Here is a 20,726-nt window from a genome sequence, read left to right on the forward strand (position 1 = left end):
AACGAAGCTGACATGCGCATCTTCACCGCCTCGCTGGCGACTGAAACCAACACCTTCTCGCCGGTGCCGACCGACCGCGCCTCGTTCGAGATGGCGTTCTACGCCGCGCCAGGGCAGCATCCTGAGACGCCGACCTTGTGCTCGTCGCCGATGGTGGCGCTGCGCCGCCGCGCCGATGCCGACGGGCTGACCGTCATCGAGGGCACCGCGACCTGGGCCGAGCCGGGCGGGCTGGTGCAGCGCCAGACCTTCGAGGCGCTGCGTGACGAAATCCTCGACCAGCTCAAGGCGGCGCTGCCGGTCGACGCCGTCATCCTCGGCCTGCATGGCGCGATGGTGGCGCAAGGCTATGACGACTGCGAGGGCGACCTCCTGGCGCGGGTCCGCGACATCGTCGGGCCCGACGTCGTGGTCGCTTCGGAATTCGATCCGCACAGCCACCTGACGCCGAAGCGCGTCGCTGCCTGCAACGTGCTGGCGGCGTTCCTCGAGTTTCCGCACACCGATTTCTATGAGCGCGGCGAGCATGTCGTCGCGCTTGGCCTGGCAGCGGCGCGCGGCGAGATCAAGCCTGTCATCTCGACCTTCGACTGCCGCATGATCACCGTGCTGCCGACCAGCCGCGAGCCGATGCGCTCGTTTGTCGACCGCATCAAGGCGCTGCATGGCAAGGACGGCATCCTGTCGGTGTCGGTGATCCACGGCTTCATGGCGTCCGACGTGCCGGAAATGGGGTCGCGCATCGTCGTCGTCACCGACAATGACAAGGCCAAGGGTGATGCGCTGGCCGAAAGGCTCGGCCGCGAGCTCTATGCCATGCGCGAAAAAACCGCGATGACCATGGTCGACACCGACGCCGGCATCGACAAGGCGCTTGCCGCGCGCAAGGCCAATCCGGCAAAACCTGCTGTCATTGCTGATGTCTGGGACAATCCCGGCGGCGGGGTCGCCGGCGACGGCACTTTCATGCTGCGCCGGATGCTGGAGCGTGGCCTCGACAAGGTCGCGGTGGCGACGATCTGGGATCCGATCGCGGTGACCTTCTGCCATGCGGCGGGCGAGGGCGCGGTGATTAACCTGCGCTTTGGCGGCAAGGCGGGCCCGCAGGCCGGCGAGCCGATCGATGCCAAAGTTCAGGTGCTGAAGGCGGTCGCGGAAGGCTGGCAGAGTTTTGGGCCGAGCCGCGTCACGCTCGGGCAAACGGCGCTGGTGCGCATCCTGGGCACCGAGGTCGATATCATCCTCAACACCAACCGCACCCAGACCTTCGAACCCGACATCTTCTCCAATCTCGGCATCGACCTGGCCGGCAAGGACATCCTTTTGGTCAAGTCGACCAACCATTTCTACGCCGGCTTTGCGCCGGTGGCGGCCGAGATCATCTATGTCGACGCGCCGAGCTCATATCCGAGCAATCCGCGCGTCACCAACTACACCAAGCTTGTCCGCCCGGTGTGGCCGCGGGTCAACGATCCCTGGGCATGAGTGGTGAGACCGCCAGGCCTCGCCGTTTGTCCGTCAGGTCGCCGGCCGGAACGGCTTGGCCAGCGACGCCGGGAAATGCAGCGCCAGCATCTGGCGGTTCTGCGAGATGATGACCAGCACGATGATGGTGGCGAGGTAGGGCAGGGCGCTGAGCAGTTCGGAAGGAACCGCGATGCCGAGCGCCTGGCCCTGCAGCTGCAGGATGGTCATGCCGCCGAACAGCCAGGCGCCGAGCAGTACCCGCAGCGGCCGCCAGGTCGCGAACACCACCAGCGCCAGCGAGATCCAGCCCTTGCCGGCGGTCATGTTTTCGACCCACAGCGGGGTGTAGGCGACCGACAGATAGGCGCCGGCAAGACCAGCCATCAGCCCGCCGAACAGCACCGCGAGATAACGGATGCGGATCACCGGATAGCCGATGGCGTGCGCCGTCTCCGGTGACTCGCCGATGGTGCGCAGCACCAGCCCGCCCTTGGTGCGGTAGAGGAACCAGCTGATGACGAAGAACATGACGATGGCGAAATAGACCATCGGGTCGAAGCGGAACAGCATCGGCCCGATGACGGGGATGTCGGAAAGATAGGGGATGTAGATCTTCTTCAGCGCATCGATCGGTGCCGAGCCGAAGTTGCGGCCGAGGAAGGCCGAGACGCCGGAGCCGAAGATGGCGAGCGCCAGGCCGGCGGCGTACTGGTTGGTCAAAAAGGTCAGCGCCAGGACGCCGAACAGCAGCGAGGCGGCGGCCCCGCCCAGCGCGCCGGCTAGGATGGCGACCGGCATCGGCAGTCCGGCAATCACCGCCCAGAAGGCGAAGGCAGCACCCATCAGCATCATGCCTTCGATGCCAAGGTTGAGAACGCCTGATTTTTCGACGACGAGTTCGCCAAGGGCAGCGAAGATCAGGGGTGTCGCGGCAATGATGGTGCCGGTGAAAATGGCAATGAACAGGTCCATCAGGCATGCTCCGGAATGCGGCGAAGCCGGTAGAAGATGAAGAAGTCAGCGGCAAGCAAAAAGAACAGCAATATGCCCTGGAAGATGCGGGTCAGCGCAGCCGACAGGCCAAGATTCATTTGCACTGCTTCGCCGCCGAGGAAAAGTAGCGACATCAGCAATCCACCGAGGACGATGCCAAAGGCGTTGAGGCGGCCGATGAAGGCAACGATGATCGCGGCGAAACCGTAGCCGGGCGAGATCTGCGGCGACAGCTGTCCGAGCGGGCCCGAGACCTCGGCCATGCCGGCGATGCCGGCGGCAGCGCCACCGGCAAGCAGGCCGGTCCAGACCGCGGCGGATTCGCGGAAGCCGGCGTAACGTGCCGCCAGAGGTGCCGCACCACTGACCGACATCTTGTAGCCAAGGAAGCTGCGGTCGGTGAACAGCCACATCAGGAACACCGCGACGACGGTGATGAACACCGAGGCGTTGAGCCGGTAGGCATAGTCGAAGGGCTCGAACATCGCCGCTGCCGACAGCAGGGCCGTCTGCGGATAGTTGAAGCCGGCCGGGTCACGCCAGGGGCCATGCACCAGCCACGACAACAGCAGCGTGGCGATATAGGTCAGCATCAGCGTGACCAGGATCTCGTTGGTGTTCATCCGCGCCCGGAGGAAGGCGGGGATGGCGGCCCAGGCCATGCCGGCGATGGCACCGGCGAAAAACATCAGCGGCAAAAGCAGCATGCTGTCGGGGTCAGGGTAAAACAGGCCGACGCCACAGGCGGCAATGGCGCCGATGATCAGCTGGCCCTCGGCGCCGATGTTCCAGACATTGGCGCGGAAGCCGACGGCCAGGCCGCAGGCAATCAGGATCAGCGGCGAGGCCTTGAGCAGCCACTCGGACAGCCCGTTCACCGAATTGAGCGGGGCGATGAAGAAGGCTTGCAGCGTCGCCAGCGGGTCATAGCCGAGCACGGCAAACAGCAGCGAGCCGACGAGAAGCGTAAGCCCGGTCGCGATGACCGGTGCCGCCACCCGCATCCTGGCGGATGGTTCCGGTCTTTGTTCAATCCTGAATCGCAACTTCGGCTCTCCCGTTGGTACCGTTGCCGCGGTCGACCCTGGTCATCAGCAGGCCGATTTCTTCGCGGTTGGTTTTTGTCCTGATCAATGGCGGCGAGACCTGGCCCTGGCAGATGACGAGCAGGCGGTCGCAGATCTCGAACAGCTCGTCGAGTTCCTCCGAAATCACCAGCACGGCGGCACCCGACCGGCTCAGGTCGACAAGCGTCTGGCGGATGAAAGCGGCGGCACCGACATCGACGCCCCAGGTCGGCTGTGCCACGAGGAACAGCTTGGGTTCGAGCGCGATCTCGCGACCGACGATGAACTTCTGCAGATTGCCGCCTGATAGACTCTGCGCGCTCGATTGCGGGCCGTTGGCCTTGACCTTGAAGCGCTCGATGATCCCGGCGGCGAAATTGCTCGCCCGCTTGCGGTCGACGAGGCCGTTGCGCACCAGCCCGGAACGGTGGGCGGTCAGTACGGCATTCTGCCACAGCGCATGCGGCGGCACTGCACCGCGGCCAAGCCGCTCCTCCGGCACGAAAGCCATGCCGAGCTTGCGCCTTTCGCTGGCATTGAGGTGGGCGGCAGCCTTGCCATCGATCTGGATCGCCAGCGCATTGGCATGCGTGCGTTCGCCGCTGAGCAGCGAGATCAGCTCGGCCTGGCCGTTGCCGGAGACGCCGGCAAGCCCGACGATCTCGCCGCCGCGCACCTCGAACGAGACGTTGTTGAGCTCGACGCCGTATTTGTCGCGGGCAGGGGCGGTCAGCCCGCGCACCTCGAGCACCGGCTTGTCGCTCGGCACCGAGGGGCTGACATGCATTTCGGGCAATTCCGCGCCGACCATCAACCGGGCGAGCTGGGCCGAGGTGCTTTCCTTGGGCCTGGCCGTGCCGGTCACCTTGCCGTTGCGCAGGACGGTCGCTGTGTCGCAAAGCTCCTGCACTTCGTCGAGCTTGTGGCTGATGTAGACGATCGAGCAGCCTTCGCTAGCCAGCTGGCGCAAGGTCTCGAACAGCTTGACGACGGCCTGCGGCGTCAGCACCGAGGTCGGTTCGTCGAGGATCAAGAGCTTCGGCGCCTGCAACAGGCAGCGCACGATTTCGACACGCTGGCGCTCGCCGACCGACAGGTCGTGGACGCGGCGATGCGGGTCGATCGGCATGCCGTAGCGGTTGGAAAGCTCGGTGATCTGGCGCGCCAGCGCATCGAGGTCGAAAGTGCTCGACACGGCAAGCGCGATGTTTTCGACCACGGTGACGGATTCAAACAGCGCGAAATGCTGGTAGACCATCTCGATGCCGAGGGCCCGCGATGTCGCCGGCGTGTGGGCGGCGATGGCTTTGCCGTCGCAGAAGATCTCGCCGGAATCGGCCTGGGCCGCGCCATAGATGATCTTCATCAATGTCGATTTGCCGGCGCCGTTTTCGCCGAGCACGGCGTGGATTTCGCCTGGCATGATCGACATCGAGATGTCGTCATTGGCAATGATGCCTGGGTAACTTTTGGTGATGTTGCGCAATTCGAGGCGTGGGGGCATAGCCGGGTCCTGCCGTGAGGGTTGGACGGTGCGCAGCCATAGTCCACCGGAGCCAGTGCGCGATTCCGAAGATCGGAATCGCTGCACTATTGTGCCCCGGCGGCCTTGCTAGCGGTAAGCGAGGATCAGCCGAGCTTGCCGATCATTCCCTTGACGAACCAGTTCATGCCGCGGATGTCGGCATCGGCCAGCACGCTGCCCGCCGCAACCTTGACATTACCGTCCTGGTCCTTGAGTTCGCCGGCATAGGGATGGACCTTGCCGGAGCCGATGTCGGCCTCGAGCTGCTTGAGCTTGGTGATGACGTCGGCCGGGATCGCCTCATTGTAGGGCGCCATCTTGACGACGCCGCCGGCCAGGCCGTCCCAGCGTGCCTCTGGCTTCCAGGTGCCGGCTGCGACACCCTTGGCGGCACCGACATAGTCGCTCGACCAGTCCAGGGTGAAGGCGGTGAGCTGCTTGCCCGAGCCGAACTTGGCCATGTCGCTGGCATAGCCGATCGACCATGCGCCGCCTTCGCCGGCGACCTGCACGCCGGTTGCGGTGTCGGTCATCGAGCAGATGACGTCACAGCCCTGCGATAGCAGCGTGTTGGCGGCTTCCTTTTCCTTGCCCGGATCGAACCAGGAATTGAGGAAGATGGCGTTGCAGGTGGCGTCGGGATTGACGCTCTGGGCGCCGAGCAGCAGCGCGTTGGCCGGGCCGACGATGTCGGGGATTGGGAAGCCGCCGATGAAGCCGATCTTGCCGTTCTTGCTCATATGCGCCCCGGCGGCACCGGCAACGAAAGTGCCTTCGTAATATTTGGCTTCGAAGGTGCCGAGATTGGCGAGATGGACGATGCCAGAGCAATGCTCGAAGGCGATCTTGGGGAAGCGCGGGGCGACCTTCTGCATCGGCGTGCCATGCGAGAACGAGGTGCCGAAGATCAGCTGGTTGCCGGAAGCGGCAAGCTCGCGGAAGACGCGCTCGGCATCCTGCGGCATGAAGATGTTGTCGATGACGGTCAGCGCGACCTTGTCGCCGAACTCCGCCTTGATGGCGTCGACACCGAGGCTGTGCTGCTTGGTCCAGCCGATATCGGCGATCGGCGAGACATAGACGACACCGATCTTGAGTGGTTCCTGGGCGCTGGCGATGCCGGCCAGGCCGGTGGTGCCAAGGGCTGCGCCGGCGGCGCCGGAATATTGCAGAAATTGCCGTCTGGTCAGATTGAACATGGTGGTAACCCTCTGTTGGTTGGTTGTGCCCGGCTTTTTGCCGGGTCTATTTTGAGGCGTGGACATGGGCGTGCGCCCGTGCCGCGCCATTTTCTCCTGCCTTCTTTCGTGGTGCCGGTTTCGGCGGCTCGCCGGACTTGCCGTCGAGATAAGGTTCGAGCGCTTCGCGCGGCGTCAGCTCGGGAAACACCTGCCGGTCCATGATGTAGCCGCGCACGACGGAGCGGTGATGGGTGTCGATCAGCTCCATCGCCTGCTTCAGCCGGCCCTTTTCGAGCAGGTCGATCACCCGCGCATGGTCGTCGAGCAGGTTGCAATAGTCGAAGTCGGCGGTGATCAGCGAGCGCAGCAAGGTCGTGCGGCGGACCAGCTGGGCATGGATTTCCTGCATCACCTTGTTGCGGCTGAGCCGGACGAACAAGGTGTGGAATTCCTGGCCGAGCACGTCGGCGAGCGCGTCATTGCCTGATGCCACCGCCTGGCGCTGGCGCTCGACATGCTGGCGCAGTTCGGCCCAGCCGGCGGGGCCGAGGCGGTCGCTGAGCTGGGCGGCAACGCCTTGTTCGACAAGCGTCAGCGCGTCGTAGATCTCCAGCGCTTCCTGCATGCTGGGGCGGGCGACGAAGGCGCCGCGGTTGCGCTCGATCTGGGCCAGGCCGTCATCGGCGAGACGGATCAGCGACTGGCGCACGACGATGCGGCTGACGTCGAAAATCTCTGATAGCTCGCGTTCGCCGAGCTTGCAGCCGGGCACCAGCCGGTGATCGATGATCGCCCGCGTCAGTATGTCGGCAATGGCCTGCGAGCGACTGCTCATGACATCTTCCTCCCCCACCAGCGCACTTTGGCTTGCTCAGCGGTCACGCCCGGCACTGGCAACAGCTGATGTGCCGCATATCCCGAATTGCGTTTCCCATATCGGTAGTCAATCAAATCAACCTGTCAACCAAATTTCTTTCATTGACATGCAAATTGTCATTGATTGATATCCAATCCTGTGGTTCCAATATGGGCATAACAGAGCTAGGTTCACGGGGAAGTGCTAGCCAGGGAGGGTGCGATGAGCATAGCTGCCCTTTGTAGCGACAGAGTCCTTCTTAACGATTGGCATGTGATCGCCGACCTGACGAACCTGTCGGCGCATGAGCCGTTTCAGACTCGCCTGCTCGGCATCGATCTCGGCGTCCATTGCCGTGGACGCTACAACAAGGAAGTGGTGCGCAACGACACCGGCGCGCTGGTCAATTCGATCAAACGTTATGGTTTTCTCTGGGCCTGCCTCGGCACGCCGGAGCGCGACATCGTGTTTGTGCCGGAGGCCGAGGAAGCCGACCGCTACCTGCTTACCGGCGGGTCGATCGCGGTCAAGGTCTCGGGCCTGCGCGCGGTCGAAAATTTCCTCGACATGGGCCATTTCCCCTTCGTCCACACCGGTTTGCTCGGCGAGGAACCGCATACCGAAGTCGCGCCCTACAAGGTCGAACTGACGGCTGCCGACGAACTGGTTGCGACCGAATGCAAATTCTACCAGCCGGTGGCGTCGCCGACGGCCAAGGAAGGTTTTGTCGTCGATTACATCTACAAGGTGATCAGGCCCTACACGGTGGCGCTCTACAAGAGCAACCCGGTGCACAAGGACCGGCTCGACGTCATCACCTTGTTTGTCCAGCCCGTCGACGAGGAAAACTGCGTCGCCCATCCCTTCCTTTGCTATCTCAAGGACGGCAGCGACGAGGCTGGAATCCGCAACTTCATGCAGCTGATCTTCGCCCAGGACAAGCCGATCCTGGAGAACCAGCTGCCGCGACGGCTGCCGCTCGACCCACGCGCTGAAACGCCGATCCGTGCGGATGCGGTCGCGGTCATGTACCGGCGTTGGCTGCGCGACAAATCAGTCACTTACGGCGCGATACCGGCGCGGATGTGAACCCGCGCCCTTAGGAGGAACTTCATATGACCGAGACGAGATGCAAGGATCAGGTGATCCTCGACCTTTGGCACCCGCTTGGCGCACTTTCCGAAGTGCCGGCCGGCGTCGTGGTCGACACAGTGCTGCTCGAAGAGCGCCTCAGCCTGGGCTCCGACGGCACTGGCAAGGTTTCCGTCTGGCGTTCGCGGCGGGATCTGCCGGCGGACGCCCCGGTCGACATCGCGGCACTTGAGGGCACGTTGCCGGTCAAGCTTGCCTATGGTTATGTCTGGACGTCGCTGGGCAATCCGCCGGCCGATATCTTCCCGATCCCCGAATATGCCGAGGCCGACCGCCGCAAGCTCAACGCCGCCACCTTCGGGGTCAATGTTTCGGCGCCACGCGCCATCGAGAACTTCCTCGACATGGGGCATTTCCCTTATGTCCACACCGACATCCTCGGTGCCGAGCCGCATACGGAAGTGAAGGAATATGACGTCGAGATCTCGGTCGACCGCGACGAGATCCTGGCCACGCGCTGCCGCTTTTTCCAGCCGATGGCATCGACCGCCTCGGATGGCGGTGCCGACGTCGACTACATCTACCGCGTGCCGCATCCCTATTGTTCGGTGCTCTACAAATCGAGCCCGCTCGACGAGACGCGGCTCGATGTCATTGCCGTGTTCCTGCAGCCGGTCGACCAGGAACATGTCCGTGCGCACATGATGTTGTGCGTGCTCGACGAAGACAATGAAGACAAGGTGATCAAGCGCTTCCAGCAGACGATCTTCGGCCAGGACAAGCCGATCCTGGAGAACCAGTTCCCCAAGCGCCTGCCGCTCGATCCGCGCGCCGAGACCCCCATTCGTGCCGACAAGTCGGCGATCGCCTACCGCCGGTGGCTGAGCCAGAAGGGCGTGACCTACGGGGTCATCCCGGCCGCCACCTGAGCGCCTAACGGCGCGACACGACAAGATATCAGCGAGGAACATATGCTCGACCTAGCCAAATCAAGATGGCATCCCATCGCCGCGGCGCACGACCTTCCGTTGCGCCATGTCTTCCATGGCCAGCTGCTCGGCCGCGAGTTCGCCGTCTGGCGCGCCGACGATGGCTACGTCAACATCTGGGAAAACCGCTGCCTGCATCGCGGCGTACGCCTGTCGATCGGCATCAATGACGGCCGCGAGCTGAAATGCCAGTACCATGGCTGGCGCTATTCGAACCGCACCGCCGGCTGCACCTATATCCCGGCACACCCGGCCGATGCACCGGCACGCACCATCACCAACCGCACCTTTGCCGCGGTCGAACGCTACGGCCTGGTCTGGTCGGCGGAGGAGCCGCAAGGCGACGTGCCCGAGGTGGCTGGGTTCGCCGAAGGCAAGCTTCTGGCGCTGCGCGGCATTCCGGTCAACGCGCCGGCCGATGTGGTGGCGGCCAGGTTGAAAGCCTATCGCTTCCAGCCGAGCGGCAAGATCGATGGCAAGGACGCCAAGGTCGCGGTCGAAGCCGCCAACACCTTTTCGGTGGCGCTGCGTTCCAGCGAGGGCGACGCCGGCACGCTCGCCGTGTTCTTCGTCCAGCCCGTCGATTCCAACCGCTCGGTGATCCGCGGCGTGCTCGACAGCCAGGTCGAAGGTGCAACGCGTCTCGCCGTGCTGCACCACCACAACGAGCTGTTGTCCCGCCTGCGTGTCGCCGTCGAAGCCGAGGCCGCGCGGGAACCTGCACCCGCCCCGCTGGAGCCGATCATCGAACGCGTCTCGCCTGAACTGGCCGAGATGCCGGAGGAGACGACACATGGCCGCAAGGCGACGATCCGTGTCCAGGTCGCCAGGAAGTGGCCGGCCGCCGACGGCATCGCCGGCTTCGAGCTCAGGCCGCTCAAGGGCCTGCTGCCGACCTTCCAGCCCGGCGCCCATATCGACGTGCATTTGCCCAACGGGCTGATCCGGCAATATTCGATCACCAACGGCCCGGGCGAAAGCGACAGCTATGTCATCGGCGTCAAGCTCGAACGCGACTCCAAGGGCGGCTCGACCTGCCTGCACGAGACGGTGCGCGAAGGCGACGTGCTGGCGATCTCCGAGCCGCGCAACAATTTCCCGCTGCGCCGCGATGCGCTCCAGACCTTGTTCATTGCCGGCGGCATCGGCATCACGCCGCTGCTCGCCATGGCCCAGGCGCTCAACAACCAGAGCCTCAACCACGAACTGCACTACTTCGCCCAGAACGAAGCCCAGCTCGCCTTCCCGGAGAAGACCAAGACGCTCGGCGCCTCGCTCAAGCCGCATCTCGGGCTTTCGCCCGACCAGACCGGTGCGAAGCTGCGCGAGATCCTGTCAGGCTATGGCCCGGACAAGCATGTCTATCTCTGCGGCCCCGGGCCGATGCTGGAAGCGGCGCGGAAGATCGCGGCCGAGATGGGCTGGCCGGAGACGGCGGTGCATTTCGAGTATTTCAAGAACACCAATGTCATCGACGACTCCACCAGCTTCGAAGTGGCACTGGCGCGCTCCTGCATGACGCTGACCGTGCCGGCCGGCAAGACCATCCTCGAAGTGATGCGCGACGCCGGCATCGACATGCCGTCATCGTGTGAACAAGGCGCCTGCGGTACCTGCCTTGCCACCGTCATCGAAGGCGAGCCCGACCACCAGGATGTCTATCTCAACGATGCCGAGCGCAAGTCCGGCACCAAGATCATGACCTGCGTGTCGCGTGCCAAGTCGGCGCGGCTTGTGCTCGACCTCTAGGAGTTTCCCGATGATCACGCTCTACGACTACGAACTGTCGGGCAACTGCTACAAGCTGCGCCTGCTGATGGGCATGCTCGGTGTCGAGTGGAAGACGATCCCCGTCGACTTCTATCCCGGCCGCGAGCACAAGTCGGACTGGTTCCTTAGGATCAACCCGCTCGGCCAGCTGCCGGTCATCGACGATGACGGGCTCGTGCTGCGCGACGCCCAGGCGATCCTGGTCTATCTCGCCTCGAAATACGATGCGTCGGGTAGCTGGTATCCCCGGGACAATCCGGCCCTGCTCGGCGAGATCAGCCAGTGGCTGGCCTTCGCCGATGGCATCACCGGCACCGCCTCGGCGGCACGGCTGCATGACGCGCTGTTCTATGACTTCGACGTCGAGGCAGCACGCGCCGGTGCGCATCGGCTGTTTCGCATCCTCGACGAACATCTGTGGTTCGGCGAACAGGAAGGGCGCAGCTGGATCTGCTCGGCGGCCCAGCCGACGATCGCCGACATCGCCTGCTTCCCCTACATCATGCTGTCAGAAGAGGGCGGCATACCAAGACAGGACTATCCGGCGATCCGCCGCTGGTGCGACCGTGTCAAGCGCATCAAGGGTTTTGCCGTGATGTCGGGCGTGTTCCCGGCAGGACCGGCCAAGGCTGCCTGAGCTCAACAAGCAACATCCAGGCCGGGCGACGCGCGCGGCCATGAATCCAGTTTTGGGAGTGAGAAAAAATGAAAACCCGCGCCGCCGTTGCCGTAGGAGCTGGAAAGCCGCTCGAGATCATGGAGGTCGACCTCGAGGGGCCGCGCGAGGGCGAGGTGCTTGTCGAGATCAAGGCGACCGGCATCTGCCATACCGACGAGTTCACGCTTTCCGGCGCCGATCCCGAAGGCATCTTTCCTGCCATCCTCGGCCATGAAGGTGCCGGTGTCGTCGTCGATGTCGGCAAGGGTGTGACCTCGCTCAAGAAGGGCGACCATGTCATCCCGCTTTACACGCCGGAATGCCGCTCGTGCCCGTCGTGCCTGTCGCGGAAAACCAATCTGTGCACCGCCATCCGCTCGACCCAGGGCCAGGGCCTGATGCCTGACGGTTCCAGCCGCTTTTCGATCGGCAAGGACAAGATCTTCCACTACATGGGCTGCTCGACCTTTTCGAACTTCACCGTGCTGCCCGAGATCGCACTGGCCAAGGTCAACCCCGACGCGCCGTTCGACAAGATCTGCTACATCGGCTGCGGGGTTACGACAGGCATCGGTGCGGTCATCAACACCGCCAAGGTCGAGATCGGTTCGACCGCGATCGTCTTCGGCCTCGGCGGCATCGGCCTCAACGTGCTGCAGGGCCTGCGCCTTGCCGGTGCCGACATGATCATCGGCGTCGACATCAACAATGAGCGCAAGGCCTGGGGCGAAAAGTTCGGCATGACGCATTTCGTCAATCCGAAGGAGGTCGACGGCGACATCGTGCCTTACCTCGTCAACATGACCAAGCGTGGCGCCGACCAGATCGGTGGTGCCGACTACACCTTCGACTGCACCGGCAATGTCAAGGTGATGCGCCAGGCACTGGAAGCCAGCCATCGCGGCTGGGGTGAGTCGATCGTCATTGGCGTCGCGGGTGCTGGCCAGGAGATCTCGACGCGGCCGTTCCAGCTGGTCACCGGCCGGACCTGGAAGGGCACCGCCTTTGGCGGCGCGCGTGGCCGCACCGACGTGCCGAAGATCGTCGACTGGTACATGGAAGGCAAGATCCTGATCGACCCGATGATCACCCACACACTCAAGCTCGAAGACATCAACAAGGGCTTTGACCTGATGCATGCAGGCGAAAGCATCCGCAGCGTCGTCGTCTACTGAGCTCCCACGGCCGGCCAGGCCCCCATGGCCGGTCCCCTAAACGCCAGGGCTTTTCGCCGGCCTTCAAGCCTCCCAGCTTGGCCCGCGTGTTCCCAAAGTGCTGGCGTTGACCGGCGGTGCGTCCGAGGTTTCTGCAAACCCTCGTCCGCACCGCCGGCATCTCTTTTGAACGGTTGCAGGTCTTGTGTCCCGACGTTATGCCGGGTCGGGATTGTTTGACGAGAAGGCAAAGCAGATGAAGACCATTTCCACGTCGAAGTCGCATGGTGGCGTCCAGGGCGTCTATGCCCACGCCTCCGCGGCCTGCGCCTGCGACATGACCTTTGCCGTCTTCGTGCCGCCGCAGGCCAAGGATGGCCCGGTGCCGGTGCTGTGGTATCTCTCGGGCCTGACCTGCACCCATGCCAATGTCATGGACAAGGGCGAGTACCGTCGCCTGGCTGCCGAGCTTGGCCTGATGATCGTCTGCCCCGACACCAGCCCGCGTGGCGAAGGCGTCGCCGACGAAAAGGACAACTGGCAGTTCGGTTCGGGCGCCGGCTTTTATGTCGACGCGACGCAAGCGCCGTTCGCTGCCAACTATCGGATGTATTCCTACGTCACCGAGGAGCTGCCTGCGCTGATCGCCGCAAACTTCCCGGCCGACATGTCGCGGCAGGCCATCTCGGGCCATTCGATGGGCGGCCACGGTGCGCTGACCATCGCGCTGAAAAACCCCGAGCGCTTCAAGAGCTGTTCGGCCTTTGCACCGATCGCCCAGCCCTCGACGGCGGGCTGGTCGAAGCCGGCGCTGGAGAAATATCTCGGCACCGACGAGCAAGCCTGGCGCGCCTATGACACGACGCTTTTGATCGAGGACGGCAAGCGTTTCCCCGAATTCCTCGTCGACCAGGGTTCGGCCGACGGCTTCCTGCAGGACGGCCTGCGGCCATGGCTGCTCGAAGAGGCCTGCAAGCAAGCTGGCATCGGGCTGAGCTTGCGCATGCAGGACGGCTACGACCATTCCTACAACTTCATCTCGACCTTCATGGACGATCATCTGAGGTGGCACGCCGCCCGCCTGGGCTGAACCAGGCGATCAGACCTGCACGCTCGAAGCAAGAAGCCTGGCGAAGACATGGCGCTTCGCCTTGCCGATGCTGATCTCCAGCGTTTCATAGCGTGCCAGATGTGCTGCGATGGCACTGGCGAGCAGGCAGCCGGTGCCACGCATGGCGACGGGAATGCGCGATGCCTCGAAGCGCACGGGTTCGCGGCCCGGCTGGATCAGCAGGTCCGTGGCGGTCGCGCCCGTGGCGTGGCCGCCCTTGACGAGAATGGCTGATACACCGGCGTCGAACAGTTTTTCGGCTTGCTCGACGATCTCTGTTTCGCCGCTGGCGAGCGGCAGGTCGCTCAGCAGTGCCAGCTCGGGCAGGTTGGGTGTGACCAGCGCGCAAAGCGGAAACAGCCTGCGCTTCAACGTGTCGATGGCGTCGTGGTCGAGCAGCCGGCGTCCCGAGGTCGAGGCGAGCACCGGGTCGAGCACGACAGGCACCGGCAGGCAACTCGCCAGCACCGAAGCGACGGTGTCGATGGTCGCCGCGGTTCCCAGCATGCCGATCTTGACCGCCGCGACCGGGTTGGCGGCAAAGGCCGCGCGCATCTGGTCGGCGACGAGGTCGGGCGGCATCTGCTCGATGCGCGCGACGCGCTGATGCGTCTGCACCGTCACCGCCGTGACGGCGAGGCTGCAACGCAGGCCGAAGGCCGACACCGCCTCGATGTCGCGGACGATGCCGGCGCCGCCGCTCGAATCCGAGCCGGCGACGATGAGCACATGCGAGGTCATCGCCACTGAGCCGTCGCTGCCAGCCAGGCGCGGGTGCGCGCCTCTGGATCGGCGTTGCGCGTGATATCGGTGACGACGGCGGCGCTATCGGCGCCCTGGGCGAAGACGCCTGCGATGCGCTCGACATTGAGCCCGCCAATGGCGACCAGCGGCACTGTGCCGACGCGCCGTTTCCATTCAGCGATGCGGTCGAGCCCTTGCGGCGCCCATTTCATCGCCTTGAGGATGGTCGGATAGACAGGCCCGAGCGCGACATAGTCTGGTGCGGCGGCAAGTGCCGTGTCGAGTTCGGCATCGTCATGGGTGCTGAGCCCGAGCTTCAGGCCGGCGTGGCGGATCGCCTTCACATCGGCTTCGGCCAGATCCTCCTGGCCGAGATGGACGAAGTCGCAACTCTCATCGATGGCGAGCTGCCAGTAATCGTTGACGACGAGCTGGCAGCCATGGCGGTCGCAGATGGTTTTCGCGGCGCGGATTTCGCGGCGCAGGCCGGCCTCATCCAGGTCCTTGATGCGCAGCTGCACCAGCTTGACGCCCAAAGGCACCAGGCGCTCGATCCAGGCGGCGGAATCGACAATCAGGTAGAACGGGTCGAGCTTCATGAAAATGCTGCCATGCCGATGACGGGAGTGGAGGGAACGGCCATGTCGCGTGGTTCGAGCGGGCCGGCGCGGAATGCCTGCCGTCCTGCTTCAACCGCCTTGCCGAAAGCCGAAGCCATGGCGACCGGGTCGCCGGCCTTGGCAACCGCCGTGTTGAGCAGCACGGCGTCGTAGCCGAGCTCCATGACGGTGGCTGCATGCGAGGGACGGCCGATGCCGGCGTCGACGATCAGCGGCACGCCGGGGAAATGGCCGCGCAGGCTGCGCAAAGCATCGAGGTTCTGCGGGCCGCGGGCCGATCCGATCGGCGCGCACCAGGGCATCAGCACCTTGCAGCCGGCGTCGAGCAGCCGCCCGGCGACGACCAGGTCGTCGGTCGTGTAGGGGAAGACCTCGAAGCCTTCGGCAGCGAGAATCCTGGCGGCTTCGACGAGGCCGAAGACGTCGGGCTGCAGCGTGTCGTGATTGCCGATGACCTCGAGCTTGATCCAGCTGGTCGAAAAGACCTCGCGCGCCATCCTCGCCGTCGTCACCGCTTCCTTGACCGAGTGACAGCCGGCGGTGTTGGGCAAGACGCGCATGCCGAGCGACTGGATCAGCGACCAGAATTTTCCACCCGTCTTGCCGCCCGAGGTCTCGCGGCGCAGCGACACCGTGACGATGTCGGCGCCCGATGCCTTGATCGCCTCCGCCATGATGGCGGGCGAGGGGTAGAGTGCGGTGCCGAGCAGCAGGCGGGAGGAAACCTGTTGTCCGTAGAGTTCGAGCATGGCTTACCCTCCCTTCATCGGTGCGAGGATTTCGATGCGGTCGCCTTCGGCGAGGGCGCAGCCGTCGCGCTGCCTGGCCGGCACGACTTCGCCATTGAGGGCTGTGGCGAGCCAGCTGCCCTCATAGTCGAGCTCGGCAAGCAAGGCGGCGAGGGTGGCGGCTGCGACGTCGTGGTGTTCGCCGTTAATGGTGAGCTTCATCGGCGCGCTCCTTCTCCATCTCTGTGCCCAGGATCATGACGGCCGCCTGCCGCGCCATGGCAGGTGCGAGCAGGAAGCCGTGGCGATAGAGGCCGTTGATGCGGATGGTGTTTCCCTCGCGCTCGACGCGCGGCAAATTGTCGGTAAAGGCCGGGCGGATGCCGGTGCCGGTCTCGACCAGCTCGGCCTCGCCGAAGGCCGGATGCAACGCATAGGCGGCGTTGAGCAGCTCCAGCACCGAACGCGCGCTGATCGGCCCGGCGGCGTCGCTTTCGATCATCGTTGCGCCGACCATGAACAGATTGCCGGAGCGCGGCACGATGTAGACGGGCACGCGCGGATGCAGCAGCCGCACCGGCCGCGCCAGCGAGACGTCAGATGTCTTGAGGATCAGCATCTCGCCGCGCACGCCGCGCAGCTCAGGCTGCCTGCCGGCGATGCCGGTGCAGTCGGCCTCGACATCGCAGGACGGCTGGTGCACCGCGCCATAGCCGAACTCGAAACGCACGCCCATCCCAACGAGCTTTTGCTGCAGCCTGAGCAGCGCCCGGCGCGGGTCGAGATGCGCTTCGTCAGCGAAAAACAGCGCGCGGGTGAAGCTGCCTTCGAGGTCGGGTTCAAGGGCCGCGATCGCCTCGGCGTCGATGGCGCGGTAACCAGACGTGCGGCGGCCGAAGCGGTCGAGTTCGGCGACATCGCGGGCGGGGGCGACGACCAGCGTGCCGTTGCGCATGACATGACCGGGCAGGGCGGCGTCCCACCAGTCGGCGGCACCGCGCCCGAGCGTCAGCACCGCGTCTTCGGCACTCTCCAATTCGCACCACGGCGCCAGCATGCCGCCGGCCTGCCATGAGGCATTGCCGGCGATCTGCCTTTTGATGTCGACGACGGTGACGTCGGCGCCGCGCGATGCGAGCTCGTGGGCGAGCGTCAATCCGGTAACGCCCGCGCCGCGGATCAGCAGCTTCATGGCTGGCTCGCTGGCTCCGCCGGCTCGACGCTCTCCACGGCCATGTAGAGGTCGCCACCGTCGCGGTATTTCGCCGCCATGGCCGCCAGCCCTTCTTTCTGTGCTTCGGCGCGGATGTCGTGGGAGATCCGCATCGAGCAGAATTTCGGGCCGCACATCGAGCAGAAATGCGCCACCTTGTGCGCTTCCTTGGGCAAGGTCTGGTCGTGGTAGGAGCGTGCCGTCTCAGGGTCGAGCGACAGGTTGAACTGGTCCTCCCAGCGGAACTCGAAACGGGCCCGCGACAAGGCGTCGTCCCTGACCTTGGACGCCGGGTGGCCCTTGGCGAGATCGGCGGCGTGGGCCGCGATCTTGTAGGTGATGACACCGACCTTGACGTCGTCGCGGTCGGGCAGGCCGAGATGCTCCTTGGGCGTGACGTAGCAGAGCATCGCCGTGCCGAACCAGCCGATCATCGCCGCACCGATGCCTGAGGTGATGTGGTCGTAGCCGGGCGCGATGTCGGTGGTCAAAGGCCCGAGCGTGTAGAAGGGTGCTTCGCCGCAGACCTCGAGCTGCTTGTCCATGTTCTCCTTGATCTTGTGCATCGGCACATGGCCGGGGCCCTCGATCATCACCTGGCAGTCCTTGGCCCAGGCGATCTTGGTCAGCTCACCGAGCGTTTCCAGTTCGGCGAACTGGGCGGCGTCGTTGGCGTCGGCAATCGAGCCGGGGCGCAGGCCGTCGCCGAGCGAAAAGGCGACGTCATAGGTGCGGCAGATGTCGCAGATCTCGTCGAAATGCTCGTAGAGGAAACTCTCCTTGTGGTGATGCAGGCACCATTTGGCCATGATCGAACCGCCGCGCGAAACGATGCCGGTGACGCGGTCGACGGTCAGGTGGATATAGGCCAGGCGCACGCCGGCATGGATGGTGAAATAGTCGACGCCCTGTTCGGCCTGCTCGATCAGCGTGTCGCGGAACACCTCCCAGGTCAGGTCCTCGGCGATGCCGTTGACCTTCTCCAGCGCCTGGTAGAGCGGCACCGTGCCGATCGGCACCGGCGCATTGCGGATGATCCAGTCGCGGATGTTGTGGATGTTGCGGCCGGTCGACAGGTCCATCACCGTGTCGGCGCCCCAGCGCGTCGACCAGACCATCTTTTCGACCTCTTCGGCCATCGACGAGGTGACGGCCGAGTTGCCGATATTGGCGTTGATCTTGACCAGGAAATTGCGGCCGATGATCATCGGCTCGCTTTCGGGATGGTTGATGTTGGAGGGGATGATGGCGCGGCCGCGCGCCACCTCGTCGCGGACGAATTCCGGCGTGACGAAGTCGGGGATGACGGCACCGAAGCTTTCGCCGTCGCGCACAAGCCTGGTGCGCAGCTGCTCGCGGCCGAGGTTTTCGCGGATGGCGACGAACTCCATCTCCGGCGTGACGATGCCGGCGCGGGCATAAGCGAGCTGGGTGACGGCACGGCCGCCGGTGGCGCGCAGCGGCGCGTTGCGCACCGGGAATTCCGGCGTCAGCCTTTCGCCCGAGACAAAGCCGTTGTCTTCGGCCTTGACGGCGCGGCCCTCGTAACGCTCGACGTCGCCGCGGGCGACGATCCAGTCCTCGCGCAGCCGGGGCAGGCCACGCTCGATGTCTGTCTTCACCGAGGTGTCGGTGTAAGGGCCCGAGGAATCATAGACGGTGACGGGCGGCTCGCCGGATGTCGGGTGGAGCGAGATTTCGCGCATCGGCACGCGGATGGCGGGATGGAGTTTTCCCGGTTTGTGGACTTTCTTCGAGGCGGGAAGTTCGCCAACGGTGACTGTCGGGGTGTGGGCATTCATGCGTGAGCCTCCTTGCTTCGGCGCGCCATGCGTCCGGCAGGACGCACAAGGACGCTCCGGGTCCTTGGGTTTGCGCATCGTGCTTGCCTAAAACCGGAACCGGTTTTCGGACGCGATGCGCCGCAATGGAGACCCAGTTCGTGCGATGAGGAGGAGGTGAGGTTTGCCTGAGGGACTTCGGGCATGAGCCCGAATGCCAAAGCCGGAATGCCCGACCCGCAACGCCTCGCACCGTCCCTACGCCAGTGTGAACTGGATCAGGTTCAACGGGTCACTGCGCTGCATAAGCGAGCAGTATCTCAGCCCCTTGTCGGGACCCCCCTGGTGAGGCCGGCAACATGAGGGAGGAAGGCCGCTGCTGTCAACCGGGCTTTCGATATTGTCGCGACAATGCCAAACTCACCTCAGCAGCCATTGCGGTTTCGAAAGTGTTGGGATAATAGGTCAGCGTTGCTGACATAAATTGTCTGCCGCGCAGGGAGGACCAGTTGGCCTGCGCGCGAGACAGGAGGAACATCCGTGACGGACAATCCCTCGCCACTCAAGTTTCACGTGCCCGAACCCGAGGTTCGGCCGGGCGGCACGCCCGACTTCTCCAATGTGCCGATTCCCAAGGCCGGATCGGTGGCGCGACCCGAGGTCGATGTCGACCCGCGCAACATCCGCGATCTCGCTTATTCGATCATCCGCGTGCTCAACCGCGAGGGTGATGCCGTCGGCCCCTGGGCCGGTACGCTGACCGACGAGGAGCAGCTCGATGGGCTGCGTCACATGATGACGCTGCGCACCTTCGATGCGCGCATGCAGATGGCGCAGCGCCAGGGCAAGACCTCGTTTTACATGCAGCATATGGGCGAGGAGGCGGTGAGCTGCGCCTTCCGCAAGGCGCTGATCCCAGGCGACATGAATTTCCCGACCTATCGCCAGGCCGGCCTGCTGATCGCGGGCGGCTATCCGATGGTCGAGATGATGAACCAGATCTACTCCAACGAGCGCGATCCGCTGAAGGGCCGGCAGCTGCCGGTGATGTATGCCTCGAAGGAGCACGGCTTCTTTTCGATCTCCGGCAATCTGACGACGCAATACATCCAGGCGGTCGGCTGGGCGATGGCATCCGCCATCAAGGGCGACACCAAGATCGCCGTCGGCTGGGTCGGCGACGGCGCCACCGCCGAGAGCGACTTCCACGCCGCCCTCGTTTTCGCCTCGACCTACAAGGCGCCCGTGGTGCTCAACATCGTCAACAACCAGTGGGCGATCTCGACCTTCCAGGGCATCGCCCGTGGCGGCTCCGGCACCTTTGCCGCGCGCGGCCTTGGCTTTGGCATTGCCGCCCTGCGTGTCGACGGCAACGATTATCTCGCCGTCCATGCGGTGGCCAAATGGGCGACCGAACGCGCCCGGCGCAATCTCGGCCCGACGCTGGTCGAATATGTCACCTACCGTGTCGGCGCGCATTCGACATCAGACGATCCCTCGGCCTATCGGCCCAAGACTGAATCAGATGCCTGGCCGCTCGGCGACCCGGTGATCCGGCTCAAGAACCACCTGATCAAGCGTGGCCTGTGGTCGGACGAACGCCACAAGCAGGCCGAGGCGGAAATCCTCGAAACCGTCATCGCAGCGCAGAAGGAAGCCGAAAGCCACGGCACGCTGCATGCCGGTGGCAAGCCGTCGACGCGCGACATGTTCGAGGGCGTCTATGCCGAGATGCCGCCGCATCTGAGACGCCAGCGCCAGAAGGCGGGGGTATAGA

General features: G+C 64.6%; 19 protein-coding genes and 1 riboswitch. Of the genes, 8 read left to right on the forward strand and 11 right to left on the reverse strand.

The features are described 5' to 3' along the window. Nucleotides 1–12: 12 nt before the first annotated feature. Nucleotides 13–1,485 carry a M81 family metallopeptidase gene (locus ACHMW7_RS08215; RefSeq protein WP_395449786.1) on the forward strand — a complete coding sequence of 491 codons (1,473 nt, stop codon included), beginning with the start codon at nucleotides 13–15 and terminating at the stop codon, nucleotides 1,483–1,485. Between the two features lie 33 nt (nucleotides 1,486–1,518). Here ACHMW7_RS08215 and ACHMW7_RS08220 read toward each other — a convergent pair whose 3' ends face one another. From ACHMW7_RS08220 to ACHMW7_RS08240, 5 genes are all read right to left on the reverse strand, one after another. After that, nucleotides 1,519–2,439, reverse strand: coding sequence for an ABC transporter permease (locus tag ACHMW7_RS08220; protein WP_115730614.1), 921 nt, complete (start codon nucleotides 2,437–2,439; stop codon nucleotides 1,519–1,521). Then, nucleotides 2,439–3,506, reverse strand: coding sequence for an ABC transporter permease (locus ACHMW7_RS08225; RefSeq protein ID WP_395449787.1), 1,068 nt, complete (start codon nucleotides 3,504–3,506; stop codon nucleotides 2,439–2,441). The genes ACHMW7_RS08220 and ACHMW7_RS08225 overlap by 1 nt, the downstream gene beginning before the upstream one ends. Beyond that, entirely contained in the window at nucleotides 3,490–5,031 is a 1,542-nt protein-coding gene (locus tag ACHMW7_RS08230) for an ABC transporter ATP-binding protein (protein WP_395449788.1), read from the reverse strand. Before ACHMW7_RS08230 ends, ACHMW7_RS08225 begins: the two co-directional genes overlap by 17 nt. A gap of 125 nt (nucleotides 5,032–5,156) precedes the next feature. Further along, the gene (locus ACHMW7_RS08235; RefSeq protein ID WP_395449789.1) at nucleotides 5,157–6,251 is read right to left on the reverse strand and encodes a BMP family ABC transporter substrate-binding protein; all 1,095 of its coding nucleotides are present in this window, start codon (nucleotides 6,249–6,251) and stop codon (nucleotides 5,157–5,159) included. Between the two features lie 46 nt (nucleotides 6,252–6,297). Then, nucleotides 6,298–7,068 (reverse strand): GntR family transcriptional regulator, encoded by a 771-nt coding sequence (locus ACHMW7_RS08240; protein ID WP_395449790.1) that lies wholly within the window; start codon nucleotides 7,066–7,068, stop codon nucleotides 6,298–6,300. 243 nt (nucleotides 7,069–7,311) lie between these two features. On the opposite strand from ACHMW7_RS08240, the gene ACHMW7_RS08245 reads away from it, so the two are divergent. The 6 genes from ACHMW7_RS08245 to fghA all read left to right on the forward strand — a co-directional run bounded on the left by ACHMW7_RS08245 (nucleotide 7,312) and on the right by fghA (nucleotide 13,842). Next, complete coding sequence (locus ACHMW7_RS08245) at nucleotides 7,312–8,178, forward strand: aromatic ring-hydroxylating dioxygenase subunit alpha (RefSeq protein WP_395449791.1); 867 nt, start codon at nucleotides 7,312–7,314, stop codon at nucleotides 8,176–8,178. 26 nt (nucleotides 8,179–8,204) lie between these two features. Continuing rightward, nucleotides 8,205–9,110 (forward strand): aromatic ring-hydroxylating dioxygenase subunit alpha, encoded by a 906-nt coding sequence (locus tag ACHMW7_RS08250; RefSeq protein ID WP_395449792.1) that lies wholly within the window; start codon nucleotides 8,205–8,207, stop codon nucleotides 9,108–9,110. 42 nt (nucleotides 9,111–9,152) lie between these two features. Continuing rightward, nucleotides 9,153–10,919, forward strand: coding sequence for a Rieske 2Fe-2S domain-containing protein (locus tag ACHMW7_RS08255; RefSeq protein ID WP_395449793.1), 1,767 nt, complete (start codon nucleotides 9,153–9,155; stop codon nucleotides 10,917–10,919). Nucleotides 10,920–10,929: 10 nt separating this feature from the next. Next, nucleotides 10,930–11,577: a glutathione S-transferase family protein gene (locus ACHMW7_RS08260; RefSeq protein WP_395449794.1), complete on the forward strand. Its 648-nt coding sequence runs from the start codon at nucleotides 10,930–10,932 to the stop codon at nucleotides 11,575–11,577. A gap of 68 nt (nucleotides 11,578–11,645) precedes the next feature. Continuing rightward, a complete protein-coding gene (locus tag ACHMW7_RS08265; RefSeq protein ID WP_395449795.1) occupies nucleotides 11,646–12,773 on the forward strand; it encodes an S-(hydroxymethyl)glutathione dehydrogenase/class III alcohol dehydrogenase in 1,128 nt (375 codons plus the stop codon). Between the two features lie 235 nt (nucleotides 12,774–13,008). After that, nucleotides 13,009–13,842 carry an S-formylglutathione hydrolase gene (fghA, locus tag ACHMW7_RS08270; protein ID WP_395449796.1) on the forward strand — a complete coding sequence of 278 codons (834 nt, stop codon included), beginning with the start codon at nucleotides 13,009–13,011 and terminating at the stop codon, nucleotides 13,840–13,842. 9 nt (nucleotides 13,843–13,851) lie between these two features. Here fghA and ACHMW7_RS08275 read toward each other — a convergent pair whose 3' ends face one another. The 6 genes from ACHMW7_RS08275 to thiC are packed head-to-tail and all read right to left on the reverse strand — an operon-like array spanning nucleotide 13,852 to nucleotide 18,970. After that, nucleotides 13,852–14,604, reverse strand: coding sequence for a hydroxymethylpyrimidine/phosphomethylpyrimidine kinase (locus ACHMW7_RS08275; RefSeq protein WP_395449797.1), 753 nt, complete (start codon nucleotides 14,602–14,604; stop codon nucleotides 13,852–13,854). After that, the gene (locus tag ACHMW7_RS08280; RefSeq protein WP_395449798.1) at nucleotides 14,601–15,206 is read right to left on the reverse strand and encodes a thiamine phosphate synthase; all 606 of its coding nucleotides are present in this window, start codon (nucleotides 15,204–15,206) and stop codon (nucleotides 14,601–14,603) included. The genes ACHMW7_RS08275 and ACHMW7_RS08280 overlap by 4 nt, the downstream gene beginning before the upstream one ends. Next, nucleotides 15,203–15,976, reverse strand: coding sequence for a thiazole synthase (locus ACHMW7_RS08285; protein WP_395449799.1), 774 nt, complete (start codon nucleotides 15,974–15,976; stop codon nucleotides 15,203–15,205). The genes ACHMW7_RS08280 and ACHMW7_RS08285 overlap by 4 nt, the downstream gene beginning before the upstream one ends. A 3-nt stretch (nucleotides 15,977–15,979) precedes the next feature. Beyond that, complete coding sequence (gene thiS / locus ACHMW7_RS08290; RefSeq protein WP_395449800.1) at nucleotides 15,980–16,177, reverse strand: sulfur carrier protein ThiS; 198 nt, start codon at nucleotides 16,175–16,177, stop codon at nucleotides 15,980–15,982. Beyond that, nucleotides 16,161–17,147 (reverse strand): glycine oxidase ThiO, encoded by a 987-nt coding sequence (gene thiO, locus ACHMW7_RS08295; RefSeq protein WP_395449801.1) that lies wholly within the window; start codon nucleotides 17,145–17,147, stop codon nucleotides 16,161–16,163. The genes thiS and thiO overlap by 17 nt, the downstream gene beginning before the upstream one ends. After that, nucleotides 17,144–18,970 carry a phosphomethylpyrimidine synthase ThiC gene (gene thiC, locus ACHMW7_RS08300; RefSeq protein WP_395449802.1) on the reverse strand — a complete coding sequence of 609 codons (1,827 nt, stop codon included), beginning with the start codon at nucleotides 18,968–18,970 and terminating at the stop codon, nucleotides 17,144–17,146. Before thiC ends, thiO begins: the two co-directional genes overlap by 4 nt. A 216-nt stretch (nucleotides 18,971–19,186) precedes the next feature. After that, a riboswitch (TPP riboswitch) is annotated at nucleotides 19,187–19,303 on the reverse strand. Nucleotides 19,304–19,489: 186 nt separating this feature from the next. On the opposite strand from thiC, the gene ACHMW7_RS08305 reads away from it, so the two are divergent. Beyond that, nucleotides 19,490–20,725: a 3-methyl-2-oxobutanoate dehydrogenase (2-methylpropanoyl-transferring) subunit alpha gene (locus tag ACHMW7_RS08305; RefSeq protein WP_395449803.1), complete on the forward strand. Its 1,236-nt coding sequence runs from the start codon at nucleotides 19,490–19,492 to the stop codon at nucleotides 20,723–20,725. The last annotated feature ends 1 nt before the right edge of the window (nucleotide 20,726 follow it).

The sequence above is a fragment of the Aminobacter sp. UC22_36 genome, assembly GCF_044056035.1.
Taxonomy (GTDB): Bacteria; Pseudomonadota; Alphaproteobacteria; order Rhizobiales; family Rhizobiaceae; genus Aminobacter.